Below are 19,742 nucleotides of genomic sequence, written 5' to 3'. Positions count from 1 at the left end.
GTCTCTCTTTCAGTGATCGAAGCAGGGGTCGACGAAGGACGGCGTCGTCTCGGGGACGGAGCCGCGCGCGACGCGCCACCGACGGTGCTGCTCGGACTCGGCGACGGCCTCGGCCACCAGTGATGCCTGGTGGGCGCCCCCCTGACCCGACTGGTAGCCGCCGAAGCGGGCCACCGGGCTCCATGCGGGGCTCACCGGCGGGACGGCCTCGTCGAGGCCCTCGTACTCCGCGGTCGCGTAGACGATCCGGCCGCCGACGACGGTGAGCAGGGACTCGATGTCCGGGATGACGTCCTCGGGCACGGTGAGGAAGTCGTCGGACAGGATCGCGAGGTCGCCGTAACAGCCCTCGCGCAGGGTTCCCTTGACGTCCTGCTCGCCGGTGAGCCGGGCTCCCCCGCGGGTGTAGAGGTCGAGGGCGGTCTCCCGGTCGATCAGGTTCGCGGGCGGGTAGAGCGCGGTACCGCCGACGGTCCTGCCGGTCACCAGCCAGTGGAGCGCGACCCACGGGTTGTACGAGGAGACGCGGGTCGCGTCCGTACCGGCCGCGACGGTCAGGCCGCGGTCGAGCATGGCGCGGACCGGCGGGGCGTGGGCGGCGGCCTCGGCGCCGTAGCGGTCGAGGAACGCGGCGCCCTGGAAGGACATCCGGTTCTGGACCGAGACGGCTCCGCCGAGGGCGGCGATCCGGTCGAGGCTGCCGGCCGAGACCGTCTCCGCGTGGTCGAAGAGCCAGCGGTTGCCGCCGGGGAAGAGCCCCTCCGCGGCGAGCTTCTCGAAGACGGCCAGGTCGCGGCGGATCGTCTCGTCGTAGGTCGCGTGGAGCCTGAATGCCCAGCCGTTCTCGAGCAGGAGCCGTACGGCGTTCTCGAACTCGGTCTCGTAGCCTGCGGCGAGCTCGGGCCGGGGCTCGGAGAAGTTCTCGAAGTCGGCCGCCGCCCAGGTCAGGTTCTCGCCCGCGCCGTTCAGCCGGAGCCACTCGTCCCCGTCCCCGGGCTTGACCGTCCGGGTCCAGCGCTCGAGGTCGGCGAGCTCCTGCCCGGCCGTCTGCGGGAACAGGTGGTAGGCGATTCGGAGGGTCAGCTCCCCCGACCTGGCGAGGTCGACCACCGTGGCGTAGTTGTCGGGGAAGTTCTGGAACCCGCCGGCGGCGTCGACCGCGGACGTCAGACCGAAGCGGTTCAACTCGCGCAGGAAGTGGCGCGTCGACGTCCGCTTGTCGGCCTCGTCGAGGGCCGGCGCCTTCGCCAGGGTGGAGTAGAGGATGAGCGCGCTCGGCGCGGCGAGGAGCACGCCGTTCGGTTCGCCGTCCCGGCCCCGGACGATCTGCCCGCCGCGGGGATCGGGGGTGTCGCGGGTGAATCCGGCGGCCTTCACCGCGGCCCGGTTCATCAACGCAGACTGGTACAGGTGAAGGACGAACACCGGGGTGTCGGGGGCGGCGGCGTTCAGCTCGGCGACGGTCGGCATCCTGCGTTCGGCGAACTGTTCCGCGGTCCAGCCGCCGACGACCCGGATCCACTGCCCCTTGGGCGTGCGGCCGGCCTGCTCGCGCAGCATCGCCAGGGCCTGGCGGAGGCTGCGCACGCCGTCCCAGCGCAGCTCCAGGACGTAGTTCAGGCCGCCCCGGATGACGTGCAGGTGCGAGTCGTTGAGTCCGGGGATCACCCGGCGGCCCAGCGCGTCGACGACCTTCGTGCCCGGCCCGACGAGGGCGGCGAGGTCGTGGTCGTCGCCGAGGGCCACGACCCGGCCGTCGCGGATCGCGACGGCGCGGGCCCCGGGGCGGTCGGGATCACCCGTGAACACCTTGGCGTTGCGGACGAGGAGATCGGCGTGCTCGAGTTCCCGCCGCGGGGCGGGCACGAGGCCCGCCACCGGCATGCTGGTCGACGGCCCGGTCATGCGAGGGCCTTGCGGAGGGTGTCGACCGCGAGACCGATGGCGAGGTCCGCGGCCCACGTGTCGCGCAGCGCGTTCAGCATCACGAAGTCGTGGATGGTGCCCTGGACGCGCAGGGCGGTGACGGGGACGCCGGCGGCACGGAGCTTCGCCGCGTACGCCTCGCCCTCGTCGCGCAGGACGTCGGCCTCGGCGGTGATGACCAGGGCCGGCGGCAGACCGGTGAGCTGCTCGGTGGAGGCGCGCAGCGGCGAGGCGGTGATCTGGGCGCGCTCGGCCTCTTCGGTCGTGTACTGGTCCCAGAACCACTTCATCGCGTCGCGGCGCAGGAAGTAGCCCTCGGCGAAGGCGTGGTACGAGTCGGTGTCGAAGCTCGCGTCCGTGACCGGGTAGAAGAGGACCTGCTGGAGGAGCGTGACGTCGCCGCGCTGCTTGGCCATGAGGGTGAGGGCGGCGGTCATATTGCCGCCGACCGAGTCGCCCGCGACGGCGATCCGTGTGCCGTCGAGGTCCTTGTGGTGGCCCTCGCGGGCGACCCACTGGGCGACGCTGTAGTTCTGCTCGATGGCGACGGGGTAGCGGGCCTCGGGCGAGAGGTCGTACTCGGGGAAGACCACGGCCGCGCCGGTGCCGACGGCGAGTTCGCGGACGAGCCGGTCGTGGGTGTGGGCGTTGCCGAAGACCCAGCCGGCGCCGTGGAGGTAGAGGACGACGGGGAGCGGGCCGGTCACGCCGCGCGGGCGGAGGATCCGGGCCCGGACGTCGCCGGTCGGGCCGCCGTGGACGGTGACCCATTCCTCGTCGACCTCGGGCAGGGGAACACCCTCGCCGCTCTGGACGCCGTCCACGGCCTTGCGGCCGTCCGCGACGGGGATCTCGTAGAGGAACGGCGGCTGGGCGGTCGCGTCGGCGAACGCCTGGGCGGCGGGTTCGAGGACCGGACGGTTGTTCATGAGGGGTTCTCCTTCGGGATGTACGGGAGGGTCGGGTCGGGGGCTCAGCGGGTCGCCCGCGCGGCGGCGAGGATCACGTGGGTGACCACGACCGGGCGGGAGACGGCCACGGCGTGCGACGCGTCCACTTCGGTGACGTGCGAGCCGGCGCGCTGGGCCATCCACCGCTGGGCGGCCGGAGGGATGTTCTTGTCGGAGGTGGCGATCAGCGCCCAGGACGGGATCGTCCTCCAGGCAGCCCGGCCGGCCTTCTCCTCCAGGGCGGTGGTGGCCACCGGTCGCTGGCTCACGGCCATGACCGCCGCGTCGGCGGTGGGGACATCGGCGGCGAACTGCCGGTGGAATCTGGCCCGTTCGATGACGAGTTCGGTGCCGGTGCCGCCGCCGGGCAGCGGGTACGACCGCGGGTTCACGGTGTCGCCGAGGGTGGATCCGGGGAACTTGGCGGCGAGCTCGGCCGCGCTCTCGCCCTTGTCCGGGGTGAACGCGGCGACGTAGACGAGGGCCTTCACCCGGCTGTCGCCCACCGCGGCGCCGCTGATGACGGCGCCGCCGTAGGAGTGGCCGACCAGGACGACGGGTCCTTCGACGGCGGCCAGCACGCTGCGCAGGTAGGCGGTGTCCTCGGCGAGGCCGCGCAGCGGGTTGGCGGGGGCCAGGACGGGGTAACCGGCGTGCTGCAGCCGCCGGATCGTGCCGCTCCAGCTGGAGGCGTCCGCGAACGCTCCGTGGACCAGGACGATCGTGGGCTTGGGGGCGTGCCGGTCGGTGTCGGCGACGGCCGGGCGGCTCGCGGGTGCGGCGGGTCCGGCGCCCACCAGGGCGGCCAGCGTCGCGGGCAGGGCGAGGCCGAGGGCGAGGGAGCGCCTCGTGGGATGCATGGGGATTTCCTTTTCGGCAGGTGAGACGTTCGGGTGCGCTCGGCCGGGCGGGAGGGTGCGCCGAGCGGGTGCGGCAGGATCGTGCGGGGGGGGGCGACGATCGGGTACGGCGGGAAAGCGGGGGCGCCGATCGGATACGGCAGCGGGCGGCGATCGGCCGGGCGGGGGCGGGCGTCCGCGGGGTCTCGCCTCAGAGGCCGTACGCCTCCAGGAGCCGGAGCCAGACCTCGCTCACCGTCGGGAAGGCGGGCACGGCGTGCCAGAGGCGCTCCAGGGGGACCTCGCCCACGACGGCCACGGTGGCGGTGTGGATGAGCTCGGTCGCCATCGGGCCGGTGAGTGTGCAGCCGACGACGACCCCTCGGCTCTCGTCGACGACGAGCTTGGCGAAGCCGCGGTAGTCGTCCGCGTGGAGCGCGGCGCCGGCGACGTCATCGATGCGGTACTCCACCGTGCGTACCGCGAGGCCCGCTTCGCGTGCCGCGCGTTCCGTGAGCCCGACGCTCGCGACCTCGGGACGGGTGAAGACGGCCTGCGGGACGGCGAAGCGGTCTGCTGCCGCGCTCCACGGCTGCCGGCCGCCGGTGTCGGCCGGGCGCCCGGCGGCCCGCTCGGCGATCGCCGCCGCGCAGGCACGGGCCTGGTACTTGGCCATGTGGGTCAGTGGCGCGCGGTGGTTCACGTCGCCCACGGCGTAGAGCCAGTCGCCCTCGACCGCGGCGACGCGACAGGTGTCGTCGACCGGAAGCCAGTCGCCCGCCGGCAGTCCGACGGAGTCGAGGCCGAGGTCCGCGGTGCGCGGGCGCCTGCCGACAGCGGCGAGGACCTCGTCGCAGACGAGGGTCGTGCGGTCGTCGGTCTCCACGGTCACCATGCGGGTGTCGTCGTCACGGGCGACCCGGACGGCCGACGCCCCGAAGCGGAGGGTGACGCCCAGATCGCTCAGCCCCCGGGTGACCTCTTCGGCGGCACACGGCTCCCAGCCGGTCAACAGGGCCTGATCGCGGACCAGCAGGGTGACGGAGGAGCCGAGCGAGCGCCAGGCGGTGGCCATCTCGCAGGCCACCACTCCCCCGCCGATGACGACGAGCCGCTCGGGCACCGCATCGGCCGTGGTGGCCTGCCGATTGGTCCACACACCGATCCGGTCGAGCCCCTCGACCGGCGGAAGCGCGGGTTCCGTTCGGGTGCAGAGCACGACCGCGCGCCGGGCCCGCAGGACACGGACCATGCCGTCGGCCCCCGTCACCTCCACCCGGCGTTCTCCGGCGAGCCGTCCGTGCCCGCGTACGAGCGCGACGCCCGCTCCGTCGAGCCAGTCGGCCTGCCCGGTGTCGTCACCACGCCCGGTGAAGCGGTCGCGACGGGCCAGTACGTGCGCCGGGTCGAGCGCCGCCGTGACGGCCTGCCGCGCCCCGTCGACCGCGCGGGCATCCGCCCGGGCGGCGCCAGGACGCAGCAGGGCCTTGCTCGGTACGCAGGCACGGTAGGAGCACTCGCCGCCGACCGCCTCGGCCTCGACGACGACAGCGGTCAGCCCCGCCCCGACGGCGCGGGCGGCGACGACCTCGCCGGCCGGCCCGCCGCCGACCACGACGACGTCGTACGTGTCCATCAGGCGTGCACCAGGGGGGTGTCGACGAGGTGCTCGGCCAGGAACCACACCTGGGCCTCGCCGGTACGGATGACGCCGGAGACGAGCAGGTCGGCGCTGCCCTCGTCGCCTTCACCGGAGAGCCGGGCGGCGGCGTCCCGGGCGTCGATCAGAATCCGCTCGTGCGCGTCGAGGAGCCGCGACAGCATGACGGGCACCGGCTCGACGCCGTCCGGCGGCCGGGGGATCGCCGTCAGCTCCGCGACGTGGCGCGGGTCTCCGACGGCGACGCCGCCGAGGCTCTGGACGCGCTCGGCCAGCGCGTCCACGAGGGCCAGCTGGGCCTCCGCGTGCTTGTCCAGCATCAGGTGGAGCGCGTAGAAGGTCGCCCCGCGCATGAGCCAGTGGTGCTTCTTGTAGAGGGAGTGGAGGATCTGCGTGTCGGCGAGGACGCGGTTCAGCCGCTGGCAGGCGTACATGCGGGTGTCGTGGCCGAGGCCGATCGGCAGCTGCTTGAGCGTGCCGAACGCCTGGGTCTCGGCGCCCTTCTGGTGCAGCAGCGGCTGGCCGCCGCCGTGCGGGTTCGTGAGGGTGTCCATCGAGTGCTCCTGTGCAGGATGAAACGGGTGGGGGTCCGGCCGCCGGTCGGGGGTGCACGGCCGGCCGGACCCGGTCGGTGATGCGCGCCTTCAGCGCCCGGCGATCGCCGGGTCCGCGGGAGACCGGTGCAGGACCAGACGGGTGAGGAGTCCGCTGCCGAGACCGGCCACGAGCGCGAGGGCCGCCCACCACCACGGGTAGGGCGAGAGCCCGAGAACCGCGTCGAGGGACCAGGCCCCCGGGCCTGTGGCGGCGAGGGCGGTGGCGATGCCGATGAGGACGAGCGGGTACTCGTATCCGTCGTTCTGGACCCACAGCCCGTGGCGCCACTTCACCGTGAGGGCGACGGTCATGACGCCGATGGCGCCCGTCGCGGCGAGCGGGGTCAGGAGGCCGGCGGCGAGCAGCAGACCCGAGCCGATCTGGCCGCCGCCCGCCGCCAGGGCGGTGAGGGCACCGCCCCGGAAGCCGTCGGCGCGGAACTCCTCCGCCCCGCCCTCGAGTCCGCCGCCGCCGAGGTGCGAGCTGACCTTCTGCACCCCGTGGCCGGCGACGAGCAGTCCCACCAGCAGACGCAGGATCAGAATGCCGGTGTCCAAGGCGGTCAGCCGGCCGCGTGGGCGCCGATGACGCTCTGCGCGTACACGACGCCCAGGCCGTAGGCGCCCGCATGAGCCTTGACGATCTCCATGACCGCGCCGTACGTCTCCTGGCGCGCCCAGTCGCGCTGCAGCTCCAGGAGGACCTGCACCCAGGTCACCGGGACGGCACCGGCGGCGATCATCCGCTGCAGCGCGTGCTCGTGGGCGGCCGGGCTGACGCCGCCGGACGCGTCGGAGACGACGTACACCTCGTAGCCCTGCTCGAGCGCGGAGAGCGCGGGCAGGACGAGGCAGACCTCGGTCCACAGACCCGACAGAATGATCTTCTTGCGCCCGGTCGCCTTGACCGCCGCCACGAGGGCCTCGTCCTCCCAGGCGTTCATCGTGGTGCGGTCGATGATCTCGTTCTTGGGGAACACCTCGGCGAGCTGCGGCAGCAGGGGCCCCGAGAAGGACTCGGCGGCGACCGTGGTCAGGACGGCCGGGACGTCGAACGCCCGAGCCGCCTTGGCGAGACCCACGGTGCTGTTGATGATGGCGGCCCGGTCGCCGCTGCCGGTGCCGAAGAACATCTGCGGCTGGTGGTCCACGAAGAGCATCACCGAGTTGTCGGGCGTGAGCAGGTCCTTGCCCGGAGCGGCCTGCACCTTGTCGAAGTCGAGCATGAGGGGTCCTTTCGAAACCGTCGGCAGCGCGCCCACCGCGTTCGCGGCGGGGCACGTCCTCAAGCTATGAGCCACCCGACGGTCCGAGTTGACCTCCTGCGCCCAGTGCTTGGCACGACAGCGCACAACCGGTCGCGGACGAGCGCCGGGCGGCGCCCCCGGCACGCCGGGGACCCGCCGGACGCGCCCGCCCCCGCCGCCTCCGCCCGCGACCAGGAACCCGGGTCAGCGCACCCGGCCCCGCGCCTTCAGCCGCGTCTCGGGGACCTCCGGGGCGGGCAGCCGGTCGCCGTCGGCTGACCCGCGCCCTGGGACGGGCCCTGGATCCATCTGGATGGCTGCGTACGACGGCGAACCTGACCCCGCGGGGAGGACAAGTGGGGCCGCACCCGCACCTATCCGTCAACCGGCCACGGGGCCGGGGGACGAGCCTGGGACCGGCAGGCCGTGTCCGGCTCCGCGCACCGGCCCGGTCCGCGAGGCATGAAAGGCACAGGGCGGCGTACCGCTCAGCCGGCCGGGGCCGGCCCTCCGCCTGCCGGCGCGAGGGTCGCTGCGATCGGGGCGCTGATGAGCTGCGTGTCTTCCGTGTGCTCGTCCGGTGCGGAGAGGTGCCGGCCACGCCCCGCTCCGCGGCGATGGCGGGCCCGTGTGCGGGCGCAGAGGAACGCGGCCCGGCCGCCGTCGCGAAGCGTCGCGACGGCGGCCGGGCCTGGCGGAGCGGTCGGGACCGAAGGGTCAGGACTGCGGGACCAGGCTGACCCGGTCGACCGTCCAGAACGCGCTGTCGGTGCCGGTGTACCGGAACCTCAGCTGAGCGGTGGTGGCCCCGGCCGGGACGTTCACCGTCAGCGACTCGACCTGGTTGACGTTCACCGTCCGGTACGACTTCAGCAGCTGCGGCGCACCGCCGTCGAAGGAGACGTACACGTCACCCGTCTGCGGGCCGTTCGCCAGGTAGTGGCTGGCGTACGTGACGCGTACCGTGCTCGCGCCGTTCAGCTGGTGGACCGGGCCGACCAGCGTGGAGTCGAACTGGCCGGTCCCGTGGGCCGCGTCGGCCCACTCGTCGGAGTCGGCCACGGCGAAGACGTCACGGGCCCGGACGTTGGACTCCCGGCCCTGGTAGCCCTCGGAGAAGCTCCAGAACTCGTCGGTCGAGAACGTCCAGCCACGCCACTCGGTGACGCCGCCGCTCGGCATCGCCGAGTTGTCGATGCTCCAGCCCACGGGCGGGGTGTGGGTGAAGCCGACGGTGTCCGCGGCGATCGGGTCGGGGGTGCCGGTCTCGTCGACCCGGGTCCGGAGCGAACCCCGCAGCCCGTCGAACGCGTCGGGGGCGAGGTCCTGGATCGGGACGCCGTCCAGACCCCAGCTCGGCTCGATCGCGACACCGGTGTGCCTCAGCGCGGTCGCGGCGACGTCCGCGATCTTCACGTCGTGCCGCTCCGAACCCGCCGCGATCCCACCGCCGTTGGCGATGACGAAGGACTAGCGGACGTTCGGGTTGTTGCCGCCGTGGCCGCCCTCGTCGACGTGCCCGTGGTCGGTGGCGACCATGATCAGCCAGTTCTCGCCCGCGTACGTGGCGCGGGCCCTGACGGCCGCGACGATCCGGCCGACCTGGCCGTCGGCGGTGCGGATCGCGTCGCGGTACTGCTGGCCGGTGCCGCAACTGGAGTTCATCGACACCCCCGCCGCCGTGCACGGCATCGTCGAACGGGTCGCGAGCATCCGGGAGGCGGTGGGCGACTCCTTCGACATCGCGGTCGACTTCCACGGCCGGCTCACCGTCCCCATGGCCCGGCGCGTGCTGCCGCTCCTGGAGCCCTATCTGCCCTTCTTCGTCGAGGAGCCGCTGGTCCCCGAGCTCAGCGAGCACATCGGACAGATCGTCCGCTCCGCCTCGATCCCCATCGCGACAGGCGAACGCCTCCACTCCCGCTGGGACTTCGCCTCCGTCCTGGCCTCGGGCATCGCGGTCGCCCAGCCCGACCTCTCACACGCCGGCGGCATCTCCGAGACCCGCAGGATCGCCGCCATGGCCGAGGCGTACGACGTCTCCCTCGCCCCGCACTGCCCGCTCGGCCCCATCGCGCTCGCCTCCTGCCTCCAGGTCGGCTTCGCCACCCCGAACCTCCTCATCCAGGAACAGAGCCTCGGCATCCACTACGACACCGGCTCCGACCTCCTCGACTACCTCGTGGACCCCTCGGTCTTCCGGTACGAGGACGGGCGCGTCGCCCTCCTCACCGCACCCGGCCTGGGCATCGAGGTCGACGAGAAGGCCGTGGAACGCGCCGCCGAGACCGGCCACCGCTGGCGCAACCCGGTCTGGCGCCACAAGTGGGTTGACCGGACCCGCTCGCGCACGAGCACACTCTGGAAGTCGCGACGCAGAAGAGAAGAACCCGGGTCAGCGCACCCGCCCCCGCGCCTTCAGCCTCATCTCCGGGACCTCCGGGGCGGGCAGCCGGTCGCCCTCGTAGCCCTTGACCTCGCCGAAGCGGTCGCCGGTCATCCAGTCCTCGCGGGCCTGCCGGATCTCCTCGTCGGTGCGGCCCACGAAGTTCCACCACATGACGATCTCCTCCTCGAAGGGTTCGCCGCCGAGGAGCATCAGGCCCGCGTCGGAGGCGGCGCGGAGGGGGAGGGAGGTGCGGCCGCAGCCCAGGTAGAGCATCGAGCCGGGCAGGACGGGGACGCCGTCGACGTGCGCCTCGCCGGACATCGCGAGGACCGCGTACTCGAAGTCCGGGTCCAGCGGGAGCTCCGTCTCGGTGCCGGCGGCGAGCGCGAGGTCGGCGCCGACGAGGGGGGTGTACGTGGTCCCCGGGGAGGCCGCGCCGTCGAGGGAGCCGAGGATCACCGTGGCGGTGAGGCCGGGGGCGGTGACCCGGGGCAGGTCGGCGTGGTGCTGGAAGTGCGGCTCCACGTGCCGGTGGGCGCCGGGGAGCGCCACCCAGAGCTGGGCGCCGTGCAGGAGGCGGGCGTGGGAGCGGGGGCTCTCCTCGGAGTGGGAGATCGCGCGGCCCGAGGTCATGAGGCCCAGCTCGCGGGGGCGGATCGTCTGCAGGCTGCCGGTCGAGTCCCGGTGCAGGACCTCGCCGTCGTGCAGCCAGCTCACCGTCTGGAGGCCCATGTGGGGGTGGGGCGGCACCTGCATGCCGGGGGTGTCGGCGATGTCGTCGGGGCCGTAGTGGTCGACGAAGACCCAGGCGCCGACCATCCGCCGGCCGAGGTTCGGCAGCAGCCGCCGTACCTCCGTCGACTCGCCGAGCCGGACGTGGCGGGGGCTGAGGAGTTCGCGTACGGGCTCGGCGACGACGAAGCCGCGGCCACCGCACACGGCGAGCTCGGCCTGGCGGTCGAGGTTGCTCATCGGGGATCGACACCTCTCGGGTGGGGGGAGGAACGGAACACCGGTGGTGGTGGAATGTTCAACTACTCGCGGGTGTTGACGAGGGCGTGCCACCCCCCAGGGTGGCAGATCCGGACCCCCGGAACAGGGAGAGCAAGTGAGCGACACGTACTACGAGTTCGGAACGGCCGCCGACCGCTGGAGCCGCGCGCAGCTGTTCTTCGACGCGAAGGAGTACCAGACCGCCGTCCGCATCCTGCGCGGCCTCGTCGCCGAGCACCCGGACCAGACGGCCCAGCGGCTGCTGCTCGCCCGCGCCTACTACCACTCCGCCCAGCTGCGGCTCGCCGAGACCGAGCTGCGGGCGATCCTGGAGCGCGACCCGGTGGAGCACTACGCGCGGCTGATGCTCGGCCGCACCCTGGAGCGCCAGGGCCGCGCGGACGAGGCCGCCCCGCACCTGCGGATGGCGGCGGCCATGAGCGGCGAGCTGCCGTCCTGACGCGGATCTGATACCCCGGCACGGTATGGTCGGGACCCGGAGGAGGTCCTGATCATGCCCACACCCCGGCCGCGCCGCGACGAACGAGCGGGAAGTGCCCTCGCGCACCTCCTGCTCGTCGTCGTGCTCGCGCTCGGCGTGTTCATGATGCACGCGACGGGGCACCCCGAAGGGACCTCGTCGCACGGGAGCACGGCGGCGGCCAGCGCCGGGACGCACGCGGCGCACGCGCCGCCGGGCGCGGACGCCGGCGGCGCCGCCCATGAGGCCGCCGAGCGGGACGAGGGGCACGCACCTGGGTCCGGGATGGACATGACCACGCTCTGTGTGGCCGTCCTCGGCGCCTGGCTGCTCGCCGGTCTCGTCCGGGCCGCCCTCGGCCGCCGCCCCGACTGGCTCGTCCTCCTCCTTGCGCGGCTCACGCCCGCGCTCGGGCCGCACGCCCCGCCGCGCCGCCCGCCCGACCTCGCCCGGCTGTCCGTCCTGCGGATCTAGGCCGTACCCCCGCCCGCGCGCCGCGGGTCGCTCCGCGATGCCCGCGCGCCACCGGTACGAGACCCAGAACGCCCCCGTACAGCACACGAGGAATCACCATGCGTACCTTCCGCACGCGCACCACCCGTACCGTCGGCCTCGCCGGCGCCGTGACGGCCGCCGCCCTCCTCCTGGCCGCCTGCGGCGGCGCCGACGACGACGCCATGAGCGGCATGGACCACGGAAGCAGCGCCACCGCGTCCGCGTCCGCGTCCGCCGCGCCCTCGGCCACCGCCTCGGGGACCTTCAACGACGCGGACGTGATGTTCGCGCAGATGATGATCCCCCACCACGAGCAGGCCCTGGAGATGGCGAAGCTCGCCGACGGACGCGCCGAGGACGACGGCATCAAGAAGATCGTCGCCGCCGTCGAGAAGGCCCAGGACCCCGAGATCCAGAAGATGAAGGCGTGGCTGAAGGGCTGGGGCAAGCCCGAGTCCGCCGGGGCGGGCCACGCCATGGCCGGGATGATGTCCGAGCAGGACATGAAGAAGCTCGCCGCGGCCAAGGGCAAGGACTTCGACCGCACCTTCGCCGAGCTGATGATCGCCCACCACGAGGGAGCGGTGGAGATGGCGAAGGACGAGGAGAAGAACGGCGCCAACGCCGAGGCGAAGGCCCTCGCCGCCGAGGTCGTCCGCGCCCAGACCGCCGAGATCGCCGAACTGCGGAAGATCCTCGACCGGCTCTGAGCCCTCCCCTCGGCGACCTGCTCCGAGCCATCGCCTCGGCAACCGGCTCTGAGCCCTCGCCTCGCCGGCCGGTTCAGGCCGGCACGGGCCCGCCCCGGCTCCCCGGGGCGGGCCCCCGAGGCCCGGAACCCGGCCCTCGCGCCCTCTCTCCCCCCGTCACCCGGAAGAACCATGACCACGTTCCGCATGCCCGCTTTTCGCCTGTCCGCTTTTCGCCTGTCCGCCCTACGCCCGTCCGCTTTCCGCGCGCCCCGGCCCGCTGCCGCCCTCCCCGCCGCGGCCTTCCTCTCCCTCGCCCTGGTCCTCACCGCCTGCGCCGACCCGGCCGCCGACTCCGACCCGGCAGCCCCCTCCTCCCCCCTCACCCACATCCACGGACTCGGTCTCCACCGGGGCACCCTGTACGTCGCCACCCACGAGGGGATCCACTCCCCCGGGCCCGGCGGCGCGCCCGTCCTCGTCGGTGACCGGCGCGACGACTTCATGGGCTTCGCCGTCGCCCCGGACGGCACCTTCCTCGCCAGCGGCCATCCCGCGCCCGGCAGCGGCGGCCCCGCCGACCTCGGTCTTCTCGCCTCCTCCGACGCCGGCCGCACCTGGACGGAGCAGTCCCTCGGCGGCGAGGTGGACTTCCACGCGCTCGACGCCCCTCCCGGCGGCCCGGTCTACGGCTACGACAGCACCCACGGACGGCTCCGGGTCACCCGGGACATGAGGACGTGGGAGGACCGGGCCGCACTGCGGGCGCTCGACATCGCCGTCTCGCCGGCAGCGCCGGACACCGTGCTCGCCACCACCGAGTCCGGCGTCGCCCGCAGCACGGACGGCGGCAGGACCTTCGCCCCGGGGGCCGGGCAGGTCCTCGCCTACGTGTCCTGGGGCGCGGCGGACGCGCTCTACGGCGTGTCCCCGGACGGGGTCCTCTTCCGTTCCGGGGACGGCGGCGTCGCCTGGACCCGCATCGGCACCGTGCCCGGCGGGCGGCCGCAGGCGCTGACCGCCGTCGACGGGCGACGCCTGCTCGTGGCCACGCAGGAGGGGGTGTACGAGTCCGGGGACGCGGGCCGCTCGTTCGTCCGCCGCATGGAGGTGACGTCCGGCTCCGGCGGCCACTGAGCGCGGAACCGTACCTCCCGGCCGTCGGCCCGTCCGGTCACCCGGCGGCCGGCACGACCACCTCGCCGCCCACGACGACCGTCTCCGCGACCGTGCCGGGGATCTCCTCCGGCGGGATCCGCAGGATGTCGCGGGACAGGACCACGAAGTCGGCGAGCTTGCCGACGGTGAGCGAACCCCGCTCGTGCTCCAGGAAGTTGGCGTACGCCGAACCCCTCGTGTAGCCCTCGACGGCCTCGGTGACGGTGAGGGTCTGGCCCTCCGTCCAGGGCTCTCCGCCGGCGAGCGGGCGGCGGGTCACGGCGGCGTGGATGCCGACCATGGGGTCCATCTCGGCGACGTTCCAGTCGCTGGAGAGGGCGAGCACCGCGCCGGCGTCCCGCAGGTCGCGGAGCGGCCAGGCCTTGTGCCAGCGGTCGGGGCCGATGTTCTCGGCCCAGTCCTGGCCGGGTCCGGCGATGTCGGGGGCGGCGTGCCGGGGCTGCATGCAGGCGACGACGCCGAGTTCGGCGAAGCGCGGGGTGTCGGCGGGGTCGAGGCACTCGACGTGGACGATCTGGTGGCGGGCGTCGCGCGGGCCGTTGACGGCGCGGGCGTGGGCGACGGCGTCGAGGACGGTCCGGATGCCCCGGTCGCCGGTGGCGTGCACGAAGCACTGGAAGCCGCGCGCGTCCAGGCGGGCGAGCAGGCCGGCGAACTCCTCGGGCGGGTAGAAGGTCTCGCCCCGGTGGTGGGCGCAGCCCGCGTACGGCTCCAGCAGGGCGGCGGTGCGGGGTTCGACGACGTCGTCGATGTACAGCTTCAGCGGGCCGACGCGGAAGCGGTCGTCGGCGTGGGTCCGGGCCGCGTCCGCGAAGGCGTCGAGGTCGGCGTCGGTGGTGCCGCGCGGGTGGAAGAGGGCGGCGACGATCCGGGAACGGAGCCGGCCCTCGGCACGCGCGCGCGTGAAGAGGGCGAGGTCGTCGAGGGAGTTCTGGGGTTCGACGACGGTGGTGATGCCGAAGCGGATGGCGTCGTCCAGGCTCTTGGCGAGGCGGCCGTACTGGCGGTCGGGCGAGGCCCAGGGCACGCCGAGGGCGCGCAGGGCGCGGTGGCCGTCGCGGGAGAGGCCCTTGACGGCGAAGTCCTTGACGAATCCGGTGGGTTCGCCGGTGGCGGGGTCGGTGACCGCGCGGCCGAAGGGCAGGTCGGTGTGGTCGCGGTCGACGCCGAGGGCGCGGAGGGCGGCGGTGTTGAGCCAGGCGGTGTGCACATCGTAGCTGAGGACGAGCGCGGGGGTGTCGCCGGTGGCGGGGTCGAGGTCGGCGGCGGTGGGCATGCGGCCGCCGGGGATCGCGGAGTAGTCGAACGCCTCGGCCTCGATCCAGGCGGCGTCGGGGTGGGCGGCGTGCCAGGTCCGCACGCGCGCGTGGATCTCGTCGAGGGTGCGGGCGCCGGCGAGCTGGACGCAGGCGTCGTCGGAGCCGAGCCGGACGTGGTTGTGGGCGTCGACGAAGCCGGGCAGGACGAGCCGTCCGCCGGCGTCGAGGACCCGGGTGCCGGGTCCGGTCCAGGCCGCCGCGTCGGCGTCGGCGCCGAGCCAGACGATCCGCCCGTCCCGTACGGCCATCGCCTCCGCCTCGGGCAGGTCGGGGTCGACGGTGTGGACGCGGGCGCCGGTGAGGAGCAGGTCGGCGGGGGCGGGGGCGGTGCCGTTCATGCGGGGTGTGTTCCTTGTCGTACGGGAGGGGGAGGGTGGCGGTGGTCAGGCGGCCGGGTGCGGGGTGGCCGTGCGGCGGGCCAGGAGCACGTACACGAGCGCGGCGACGGGTGCACCGAGCAGGGTGAGGTCGGCGCCGCCGAGCGGGGCGACGAGGGGGCCGGTCCAGAGCGCGGAGTCGCAGGTGAGGGCGGCGAAGAGGCCGCCGGCGAGGAGGGCGGCGGCACCGGCCGGGTGCCAGCCGGCGCGGTACCAGTAGGTGCCGCCGGGGCCGGTGCGGTGCAGGGCGTCGGCGTCGTACCGGCAGCGGCGCAGCACCATGTCGGCGAGGAAGACGCCGCCCCAGGGGGCGAAGACGATGATCAGGAGGGAGAGGAAGGAGAGGAGGGAGGTGGTGAAGTCGGTGAGGAAGAGGGCGCCGAGGGAACCGGCGGCGGTGACGGCGGCGCTGACGGCGAGGGCGCGGGCGCGGCTCCAGGGGATGCCGAGCACCTGGAGGTTGAGGCCGGAGGAGTAGAGGGTGAGGACGGAGTTGGTGACGGAGCCGCCGAGGACGAGGGCGAGGAAGACGGGCCGGAACCAGCCGGGCAGCAGGCTCTCGGCACCGGCGACCGCGTCGGTCATGTCCGTCCGCGTGGCGGCGGCGACGCCCGCGACGCCGAGGGCGACGGAGGACAGGAAGCCGCCGAGGGCGCCGCTGACGGTGACGGCGCGCAGGCTGGTGGTGCGGGGCAGGTAGCGGGTGTAGTCGGCGGGCATCGGGAGGTACGAGAACGGGCCGGCGAGCATCACGACGAAGGCGAGGCTCCAGCCGGCCGCGCCGGGCCCGCCGGCGGGGGCGGAGGTGTCGGCGCCGGGCACCAGGAGGACGACGAGGACGCCGAAGCCGGCGGCGAGCACGTACGCCATCCAGCGCTCGGCGAACTGGACGGTGGCGTGCCCCCAGAAGGAGATCGCGAAGGTCAGGGCGAGGGTGACGGTGAGGGCCAGGGCGCGGGGCGCGGCTCCGCCGGTCCAGCCGAGGGCGGCCAGGAACGCTTCGAGGGCGAGGGTGCCGACCACGGTGTTGACGATGGTGTAGCCGATGCTGACGACCCAGTTGAGCGCGCCGGCGGGACGGTTGCCGCGGGGGCCGAAGGCGGCGCGGGAGAGCACCAGGGTGGCCGTGCCGGTGCGGACGCCGCCGAGGCCGGCGGCGCCGATGGCGGCGAAGGACAGGCCGCCGAGCACGACGACGGCGGTGGCCTGCCAGAAGGACAGGCCGAAGGCGACGGCGAGAGCGCCGTTGATGACGTAGGTGAAGGTGAGGTTCGAGCCGAACCAGACCCAGAAGACGTCCTTGGCGCTGCCGTGGCGCTCCTCGTCGGGGATGGGGTCGATGCCGTGCGTCTCGACCTGGAAGACCTCGTCCCGGGTGGCGGTCCTCGGCGCCGTCTCGTGTTCGAGCACCCCTCGCTCCTCTTCTTCTTCGCATGCCTGCCTCGCGACGGACGCGCGCGTGGACGGTGACCTGAGCGGCACCTTGAATGACGTTCTAAGTTCTTGAATGGCATTCAAGATGGGTGACGGGATCCGGCCACGTCAAGACCCCGGCGCCGTCCGGTTAAGGTCGGGGGCGTACGAGAACGGGCCGGGCGAGGGAACGGGGCTGGCGACGGTGGCAGGGGCGGCACGGCGGCGCGACGGGCACGTCACGCAGGAACGGATGCTGGAGGAGGCCATGGCGGCGATCGCCGAGGACGGCCTCGCCTCCCTCACGATGTCGGCGCTGGCCGAACGGCTCGGCACCAGCGGCGGCCACATCCTGTACTACTTCGGCTCCAAGGACCGGCTGCTGCTCGCCGCGCTGCGCTGGAGCGAGGCCGCGCTCGCGGAGGAGCGCCGGACCCTGCTGGCCCGCAGGACCGCCGCCGAGCGCAAGCTGGACGACTTCCTCCGGCTGTATCTTCCCCGCGGCCCCCGGGACCCGCGCTGGACGCTGTGGATCGAACTCTGGGCGAGGACCCCCGGGAACACCGAACTCCAGGACGCCCAGCGGGAACTGGACGCCGACTGGCAGCGCGACCTGGAGTCGCTGCTCGTGGCCGGCGCGGCCCGGGGCCGGTTCGCGCCGCTCGACGCGCCCGCCCGCGCCTCCGAACTCCTCGCCCTCCTCGACGGATTGAGCACCCGGGTCGTCCTCGGCCAGGACTCCGGCCCCGACGCGCGCCCGGCCCTGGAGGCCGCCCGCGCCGCGGCGGCGCTCCTCGTCCCGCGGGCGTGAAGCGCTCCCGGTCAGCCTTCGGCGGGGGTGACCGCCGGCTCGAACGGCCAGGCGGGGGCGTCGGGGTGACGCTCCGTCTGCTCGGCGTACCAGAGCACCTGCTCGGTGTGGAGCGCGGGCCGCGAGAGCCGCGCCACCGCCGGGTACGCCGCGGCCACCGCCGCCGCCACGCCCAGCGCCGCCCGCGCGTCCGAGGCCGGATCGCCCGGGTGCTCGTGCGGGACGCCGTACCAGGCCGCGACCGCGGGCAGCGACCGCCCGCCGGGCCGGTAGCGGTCGGCGTGCCGGTCGAGGACCAGCGGGTCGCAGACCGGGGCGACGACGCCGTCCGGGAGGCGGTCGGCGAGCGGGGCGAGGCCGTGGCGGAGGAGTTCCGCGTGGAGCGTCGTCAGGACGTACGGGGCGTACCACACGACGAGCAGTTCACGGCGCGCGAGGTGGCCGGCGACCAGCGCGGCGAGCTCGTCCAGGGCACCGGCGGCCAGGGCGCGGGCGGCCGGTCCGGACCCGGGTTCCACGGCCCAGTCCCGCGCCTCGCCGCCGGTCCCCCGGACGGCCGCCGCCGTGATCCGGTCCCGTTCCGGGCGGTTCCCTGTGGCGGCGATGTCCAGGGCGAGCAGCGTCCGCCGGTGCCAGCCCTGGTGGTCGCCGGGCGGCGGCGGACCGGGCACGGGCGCGTGGGCGCGGTGGAACACCTCCCAGCCCCGGGCGCCGTGCCGGAGCACACCGCCGCCCGCCGGCACCGGCCCGCCGCAGCGCGCGCACTCCGCGTCGTACGCGTTGGCGCGCTCCTCGGGGCTCACAGGGCCTGCGGGGATCGCGGGCTCACCGGTCACGCGGGGCCGGTGCCGTCCCGGTACGCCTCCAGGAGCCGCAGCCACACCTCGCTGATCGTGGGGTACGAGGGGACGGCGTGCCACAGGCGGGAGACGGGGACCTCGGCGGTGACGGCGACGGTGGCGGCGTGGAGGAGTTCGCCGACCGCCGGGCCGACGAAGGTGGCGCCGAGCAGGACCTCGCGTTCGAGGTCCACGACGAGCCGGGCCGCGCCGCTGTAGCCCTGGGCGTAGAGGCCGGCGCCGGCGACCGAGCGCATGTCGACGTCCACGGCGCGGACGCGGTGCCCCGCGCGTTCGGCCTCGGCGAGGCTGAGGCCGACGGCGGCGGCCTCCGGGTCGCAGAAGACCACCTGCGGGACGGCGGCGTGGTCGGCGGTGGCCGCGTGCGGGCCCCACGGCGCGGGGTCCTCGGCCCGGTCGCCGCTCGCGCGCGCGGCGATCGCGGCGCCCGCGATCCGCGCCTGGTACTTGCCCTGGTGGGTCAGGAGCGCGCGGTGGTTGACGTCCCCGACGGCGTAGAGCCAGTCGGTGCCGGTGACGCGGAGGCTGTCGTCGACGTCGAGCCAGGAGCCGGGTTCCAGGCCGACGGTCTCCAGCCCGATGTCGTCCGTGCGCGGCGCGCGCCCGGTGGCGAAGAGGACCTCGTCGCCCTCGACCGTGTCGCCGCCCTCCAGGACGACCGTGACGGGACCGGCGCCGCCGTCGCGGACGACCGCCTCCACGGAGGCTCCGGTGCGCACGTCGGCGCCGCGCGCCCGCAGCGCCTCGGCGACGCGCTCGCCGACGAACGGCTCCATGCGCGGCAGCAGGCCGTCGCCGCGTACCAGCATGGTCACGTGGGAGCCGAGGGCGTGCCAGGCGGTGGCCATCTCGACGCCGACGACGCCGCCGCCGACGACGACCAGGCGCCCCGGGACCCGGTCGGCGCTGGTCGCCTCGCGGCTGGTCCAGGGGCGGGCGCCGGCGAGGCCGGGCAGCGGGGGCAGGACGGCGCGGCTGCCGGTGCAGACCGCGACGGCGTGCCGGGCGGTCAGGACGTGGTGCTCGCCCTCGGGGCCGTCGACGGCGACGCGGCGGGGGCCCTGCACGCGCCCGTGGCCGCGGTAGACGCGTACACCGATCGAGTCCAGCCAGTCGAGCTGCCCGTCGTCCTTCCAGTGCCCGACGGTCTCGTCCCGGTGGGCGAAGACGTCGAGGGCGTCCAGCGGCCCGTGGACGGCCTCGCGCAGGCCGGGGACCTTGCGGGCGTCGGAGCGGGCGAGGACCGGGCGGAGCAGCGCCTTGCTGGGCATGCAGGCCCAGTAGGAGCATTCTCCGCCGAGCAGTTCGGCCTCCACGATCGCGGCGGTGAGGCCGGCGGCGCGCACCCGGTCGACGACGTTCTCGCCGACCGGTCCCGCGCCGAGGACCACCACGTCGTACTCGTGCTCGTTCTCCACCGTTCGCGTCATGGGGAACAGTCTGGTGGGTAGGGGCCGGAATAGCACGGCGCGCTGGTCCGTTGTGCGGTGCGAGTCCCGAGGGGACCGCGAGGACACC

The 19,742-nt window shown here is 74.4% G+C and carries 19 protein-coding genes and 1 pseudogene; 6 read left to right on the top strand and 14 right to left on the bottom strand.

Going from position 1 to position 19,742, the window contains the following annotated elements; translation table 11 throughout:
• Window positions 1–9: 9 nt before the first annotated feature.
• The 9 genes from ACFVQZ_RS28025 to ACFVQZ_RS27985 all read right to left on the bottom strand — a co-directional run bounded on the left by ACFVQZ_RS28025 (window position 10) and on the right by ACFVQZ_RS27985 (window position 8,997).
• Entirely contained in the window at window positions 10–1,905 is a 1,896-nt protein-coding gene (locus ACFVQZ_RS28025) for an amidohydrolase (RefSeq protein WP_383627215.1), read from the bottom strand.
• Window positions 1,902–2,855, bottom strand: a complete 954-nt coding sequence (locus tag ACFVQZ_RS28020) for an alpha/beta hydrolase (protein WP_383627212.1) — start codon at window positions 2,853–2,855, stop codon at window positions 1,902–1,904. The genes ACFVQZ_RS28025 and ACFVQZ_RS28020 overlap by 4 nt, the downstream gene beginning before the upstream one ends.
• Window positions 2,856–2,899: 44 nt before the next feature.
• Window positions 2,900–3,736, bottom strand: coding sequence for an alpha/beta fold hydrolase (locus ACFVQZ_RS28015; RefSeq protein WP_383627209.1), 837 nt, complete (start codon window positions 3,734–3,736; stop codon window positions 2,900–2,902).
• Window positions 3,737–3,926: 190 nt separating this feature from the next.
• Window positions 3,927–5,351: a dihydrolipoyl dehydrogenase family protein gene (locus tag ACFVQZ_RS28010; RefSeq protein ID WP_383627207.1), complete on the bottom strand. Its 1,425-nt coding sequence runs from the start codon at window positions 5,349–5,351 to the stop codon at window positions 3,927–3,929.
• On the bottom strand, window positions 5,351–5,929 hold the full coding sequence (locus ACFVQZ_RS28005) for a DNA starvation/stationary phase protection protein (RefSeq protein ID WP_030496182.1): 579 nt from the start codon (window positions 5,927–5,929) through the stop codon (window positions 5,351–5,353). The genes ACFVQZ_RS28010 and ACFVQZ_RS28005 overlap by 1 nt, the downstream gene beginning before the upstream one ends.
• Window positions 5,930–6,019: 90 nt before the next feature.
• Window positions 6,020–6,529: a DoxX family membrane protein gene (locus ACFVQZ_RS28000; protein WP_030496183.1), complete on the bottom strand. Its 510-nt coding sequence runs from the start codon at window positions 6,527–6,529 to the stop codon at window positions 6,020–6,022.
• Window positions 6,530–6,534: 5 nt separating this feature from the next.
• Window positions 6,535–7,197, bottom strand: coding sequence for a hydrolase (locus ACFVQZ_RS27995; protein WP_030496184.1), 663 nt, complete (start codon window positions 7,195–7,197; stop codon window positions 6,535–6,537).
• A gap of 738 nt (window positions 7,198–7,935) precedes the next feature.
• Window positions 7,936–8,634, bottom strand: coding sequence for a hypothetical protein (locus ACFVQZ_RS27990; protein ID WP_383627202.1), 699 nt, complete (start codon window positions 8,632–8,634; stop codon window positions 7,936–7,938).
• Window positions 8,635–8,688: 54 nt separating this feature from the next.
• Window positions 8,689–8,997 (bottom strand): hypothetical protein, encoded by a 309-nt coding sequence (locus ACFVQZ_RS27985; protein WP_383627199.1) that lies wholly within the window; start codon window positions 8,995–8,997, stop codon window positions 8,689–8,691.
• Here ACFVQZ_RS27985 and ACFVQZ_RS27980 point away from each other — a divergent pair.
• Window positions 8,900–9,484: pseudogene (locus tag ACFVQZ_RS27980) on the top strand (enolase C-terminal domain-like protein); the annotation flags it as partial. The gene ACFVQZ_RS27985 and the pseudogene ACFVQZ_RS27980 overlap by 98 nt on opposite strands.
• Window positions 9,485–9,613: 129 nt before the next feature.
• On the opposite strand, the gene ACFVQZ_RS27975 reads toward ACFVQZ_RS27980, so the two are convergent.
• A complete protein-coding gene (locus ACFVQZ_RS27975) occupies window positions 9,614–10,579 on the bottom strand; it encodes a pirin family protein (RefSeq protein ID WP_383627196.1) in 966 nt (321 codons plus the stop codon).
• Window positions 10,580–10,715: 136 nt separating this feature from the next.
• Here ACFVQZ_RS27975 and ACFVQZ_RS27970 point away from each other — a divergent pair, with 136 nt between their 5' ends.
• The 4 genes from ACFVQZ_RS27970 (at window position 10,716) to ACFVQZ_RS27955 (ending at window position 13,402) form a co-directional block, all read left to right on the top strand.
• Window positions 10,716–11,060, top strand: a complete 345-nt coding sequence (locus ACFVQZ_RS27970) for a tetratricopeptide repeat protein (protein ID WP_383627193.1) — start codon at window positions 10,716–10,718, stop codon at window positions 11,058–11,060.
• A gap of 54 nt (window positions 11,061–11,114) precedes the next feature.
• Window positions 11,115–11,555 carry a DUF6153 family protein gene (locus ACFVQZ_RS27965; protein WP_383627190.1) on the top strand — a complete coding sequence of 147 codons (441 nt, stop codon included), beginning with the start codon at window positions 11,115–11,117 and terminating at the stop codon, window positions 11,553–11,555.
• A gap of 98 nt (window positions 11,556–11,653) precedes the next feature.
• Window positions 11,654–12,286, top strand: a complete 633-nt coding sequence (locus ACFVQZ_RS27960; RefSeq protein ID WP_383627187.1) for a DUF305 domain-containing protein — start codon at window positions 11,654–11,656, stop codon at window positions 12,284–12,286.
• Between the two features lie 171 nt (window positions 12,287–12,457).
• Entirely contained in the window at window positions 12,458–13,402 is a 945-nt protein-coding gene (locus tag ACFVQZ_RS27955; protein ID WP_383627184.1) for a F510_1955 family glycosylhydrolase, read from the top strand.
• A gap of 37 nt (window positions 13,403–13,439) precedes the next feature.
• Here ACFVQZ_RS27955 and ACFVQZ_RS27950 read toward each other — a convergent pair whose 3' ends face one another.
• Both ACFVQZ_RS27950 and ACFVQZ_RS27945 read right to left on the bottom strand, forming a co-directional pair.
• Window positions 13,440–15,101: an amidohydrolase gene (locus ACFVQZ_RS27950; RefSeq protein WP_383627181.1), complete on the bottom strand. Its 1,662-nt coding sequence runs from the start codon at window positions 15,099–15,101 to the stop codon at window positions 13,440–13,442.
• 45 nt (window positions 15,102–15,146) lie between these two features.
• On the bottom strand, window positions 15,147–16,550 hold the full coding sequence (locus ACFVQZ_RS27945; RefSeq protein WP_383627178.1) for a purine-cytosine permease family protein: 1,404 nt from the start codon (window positions 16,548–16,550) through the stop codon (window positions 15,147–15,149).
• 208 nt (window positions 16,551–16,758) lie between these two features.
• On the opposite strand from ACFVQZ_RS27945, the gene ACFVQZ_RS27940 reads away from it, so the two are divergent.
• Entirely contained in the window at window positions 16,759–17,364 is a 606-nt protein-coding gene (locus ACFVQZ_RS27940; protein WP_383627266.1) for a TetR/AcrR family transcriptional regulator, read from the top strand.
• An 11-nt stretch (window positions 17,365–17,375) separates the two neighbouring features.
• Here the strand turns inward: ACFVQZ_RS27940 and ACFVQZ_RS27935 are convergent, their stop codons facing one another.
• A complete protein-coding gene (locus ACFVQZ_RS27935; RefSeq protein ID WP_383627175.1) occupies window positions 17,376–18,167 on the bottom strand; it encodes a 3'-5' exonuclease in 792 nt (263 codons plus the stop codon).
• Between the two features lie 29 nt (window positions 18,168–18,196).
• Complete coding sequence (locus tag ACFVQZ_RS27930) at window positions 18,197–19,654, bottom strand: dihydrolipoyl dehydrogenase family protein (RefSeq protein WP_383627172.1); 1,458 nt, start codon at window positions 19,652–19,654, stop codon at window positions 18,197–18,199.
• Between the last annotated feature and the right edge of the window lie 88 nt (window positions 19,655–19,742).

This window comes from Streptomyces sp. NPDC057854 (genome assembly GCF_042797055.1).
In the GTDB taxonomy this organism is placed as follows: domain Bacteria; phylum Actinomycetota; class Actinomycetes; order Streptomycetales; family Streptomycetaceae; genus Streptomyces.
The sequence above is the reverse complement of the archived record's forward strand: the minus strand, read 5'-3'. Positions and strand labels throughout refer to the sequence as shown.

Bases quoted from the DNA above. Each gene is read 5' to 3' on its own strand.
- ACFVQZ_RS28025 (WP_383627215.1), bottom strand. From the start codon at position 1,905: ATGACCGGGCCGTCGACCAGCATGCCGGTGGCGGGCCTCGTGCCCGCC.
- ACFVQZ_RS28020 (WP_383627212.1), bottom strand. From the start codon at position 2,855: ATGAACAACCGTCCGGTCCTCGAACCCGCCGCCCAGGCGTTCGCCGAC.
- ACFVQZ_RS28015 (WP_383627209.1), bottom strand. From the start codon at position 3,736: ATGCATCCCACGAGGCGCTCCCTCGCCCTCGGCCTCGCCCTGCCCGCG.
- ACFVQZ_RS28010 (WP_383627207.1), bottom strand. From the start codon at position 5,351: ATGGACACGTACGACGTCGTCGTGGTCGGCGGCGGGCCGGCCGGCGAG.
- ACFVQZ_RS28005 (WP_030496182.1), bottom strand. From the start codon at position 5,929: ATGGACACCCTCACGAACCCGCACGGCGGCGGCCAGCCGCTGCTGCAC.
- ACFVQZ_RS27995 (WP_030496184.1), bottom strand. From the start codon at position 7,197: ATGCTCGACTTCGACAAGGTGCAGGCCGCTCCGGGCAAGGACCTGCTC.
- ACFVQZ_RS27985 (WP_383627199.1), bottom strand. From the start codon at position 8,997: ATGGGGACGGTGAGCCGGCCGTGGAAGTCGACCGCGATGTCGAAGGAG.
- ACFVQZ_RS27975 (WP_383627196.1), bottom strand. From the start codon at position 10,579: ATGAGCAACCTCGACCGCCAGGCCGAGCTCGCCGTGTGCGGTGGCCGC.
- ACFVQZ_RS27965 (WP_383627190.1), top strand. From the start codon at position 11,115: ATGCCCACACCCCGGCCGCGCCGCGACGAACGAGCGGGAAGTGCCCTC.
- ACFVQZ_RS27960 (WP_383627187.1), top strand. From the start codon at position 11,654: ATGCGTACCTTCCGCACGCGCACCACCCGTACCGTCGGCCTCGCCGGC.
- ACFVQZ_RS27955 (WP_383627184.1), top strand. From the start codon at position 12,458: ATGACCACGTTCCGCATGCCCGCTTTTCGCCTGTCCGCTTTTCGCCTG.
- ACFVQZ_RS27950 (WP_383627181.1), bottom strand. From the start codon at position 15,101: ATGAACGGCACCGCCCCCGCCCCCGCCGACCTGCTCCTCACCGGCGCC.
- ACFVQZ_RS27930 (WP_383627172.1), bottom strand. From the start codon at position 19,654: ATGACGCGAACGGTGGAGAACGAGCACGAGTACGACGTGGTGGTCCTC.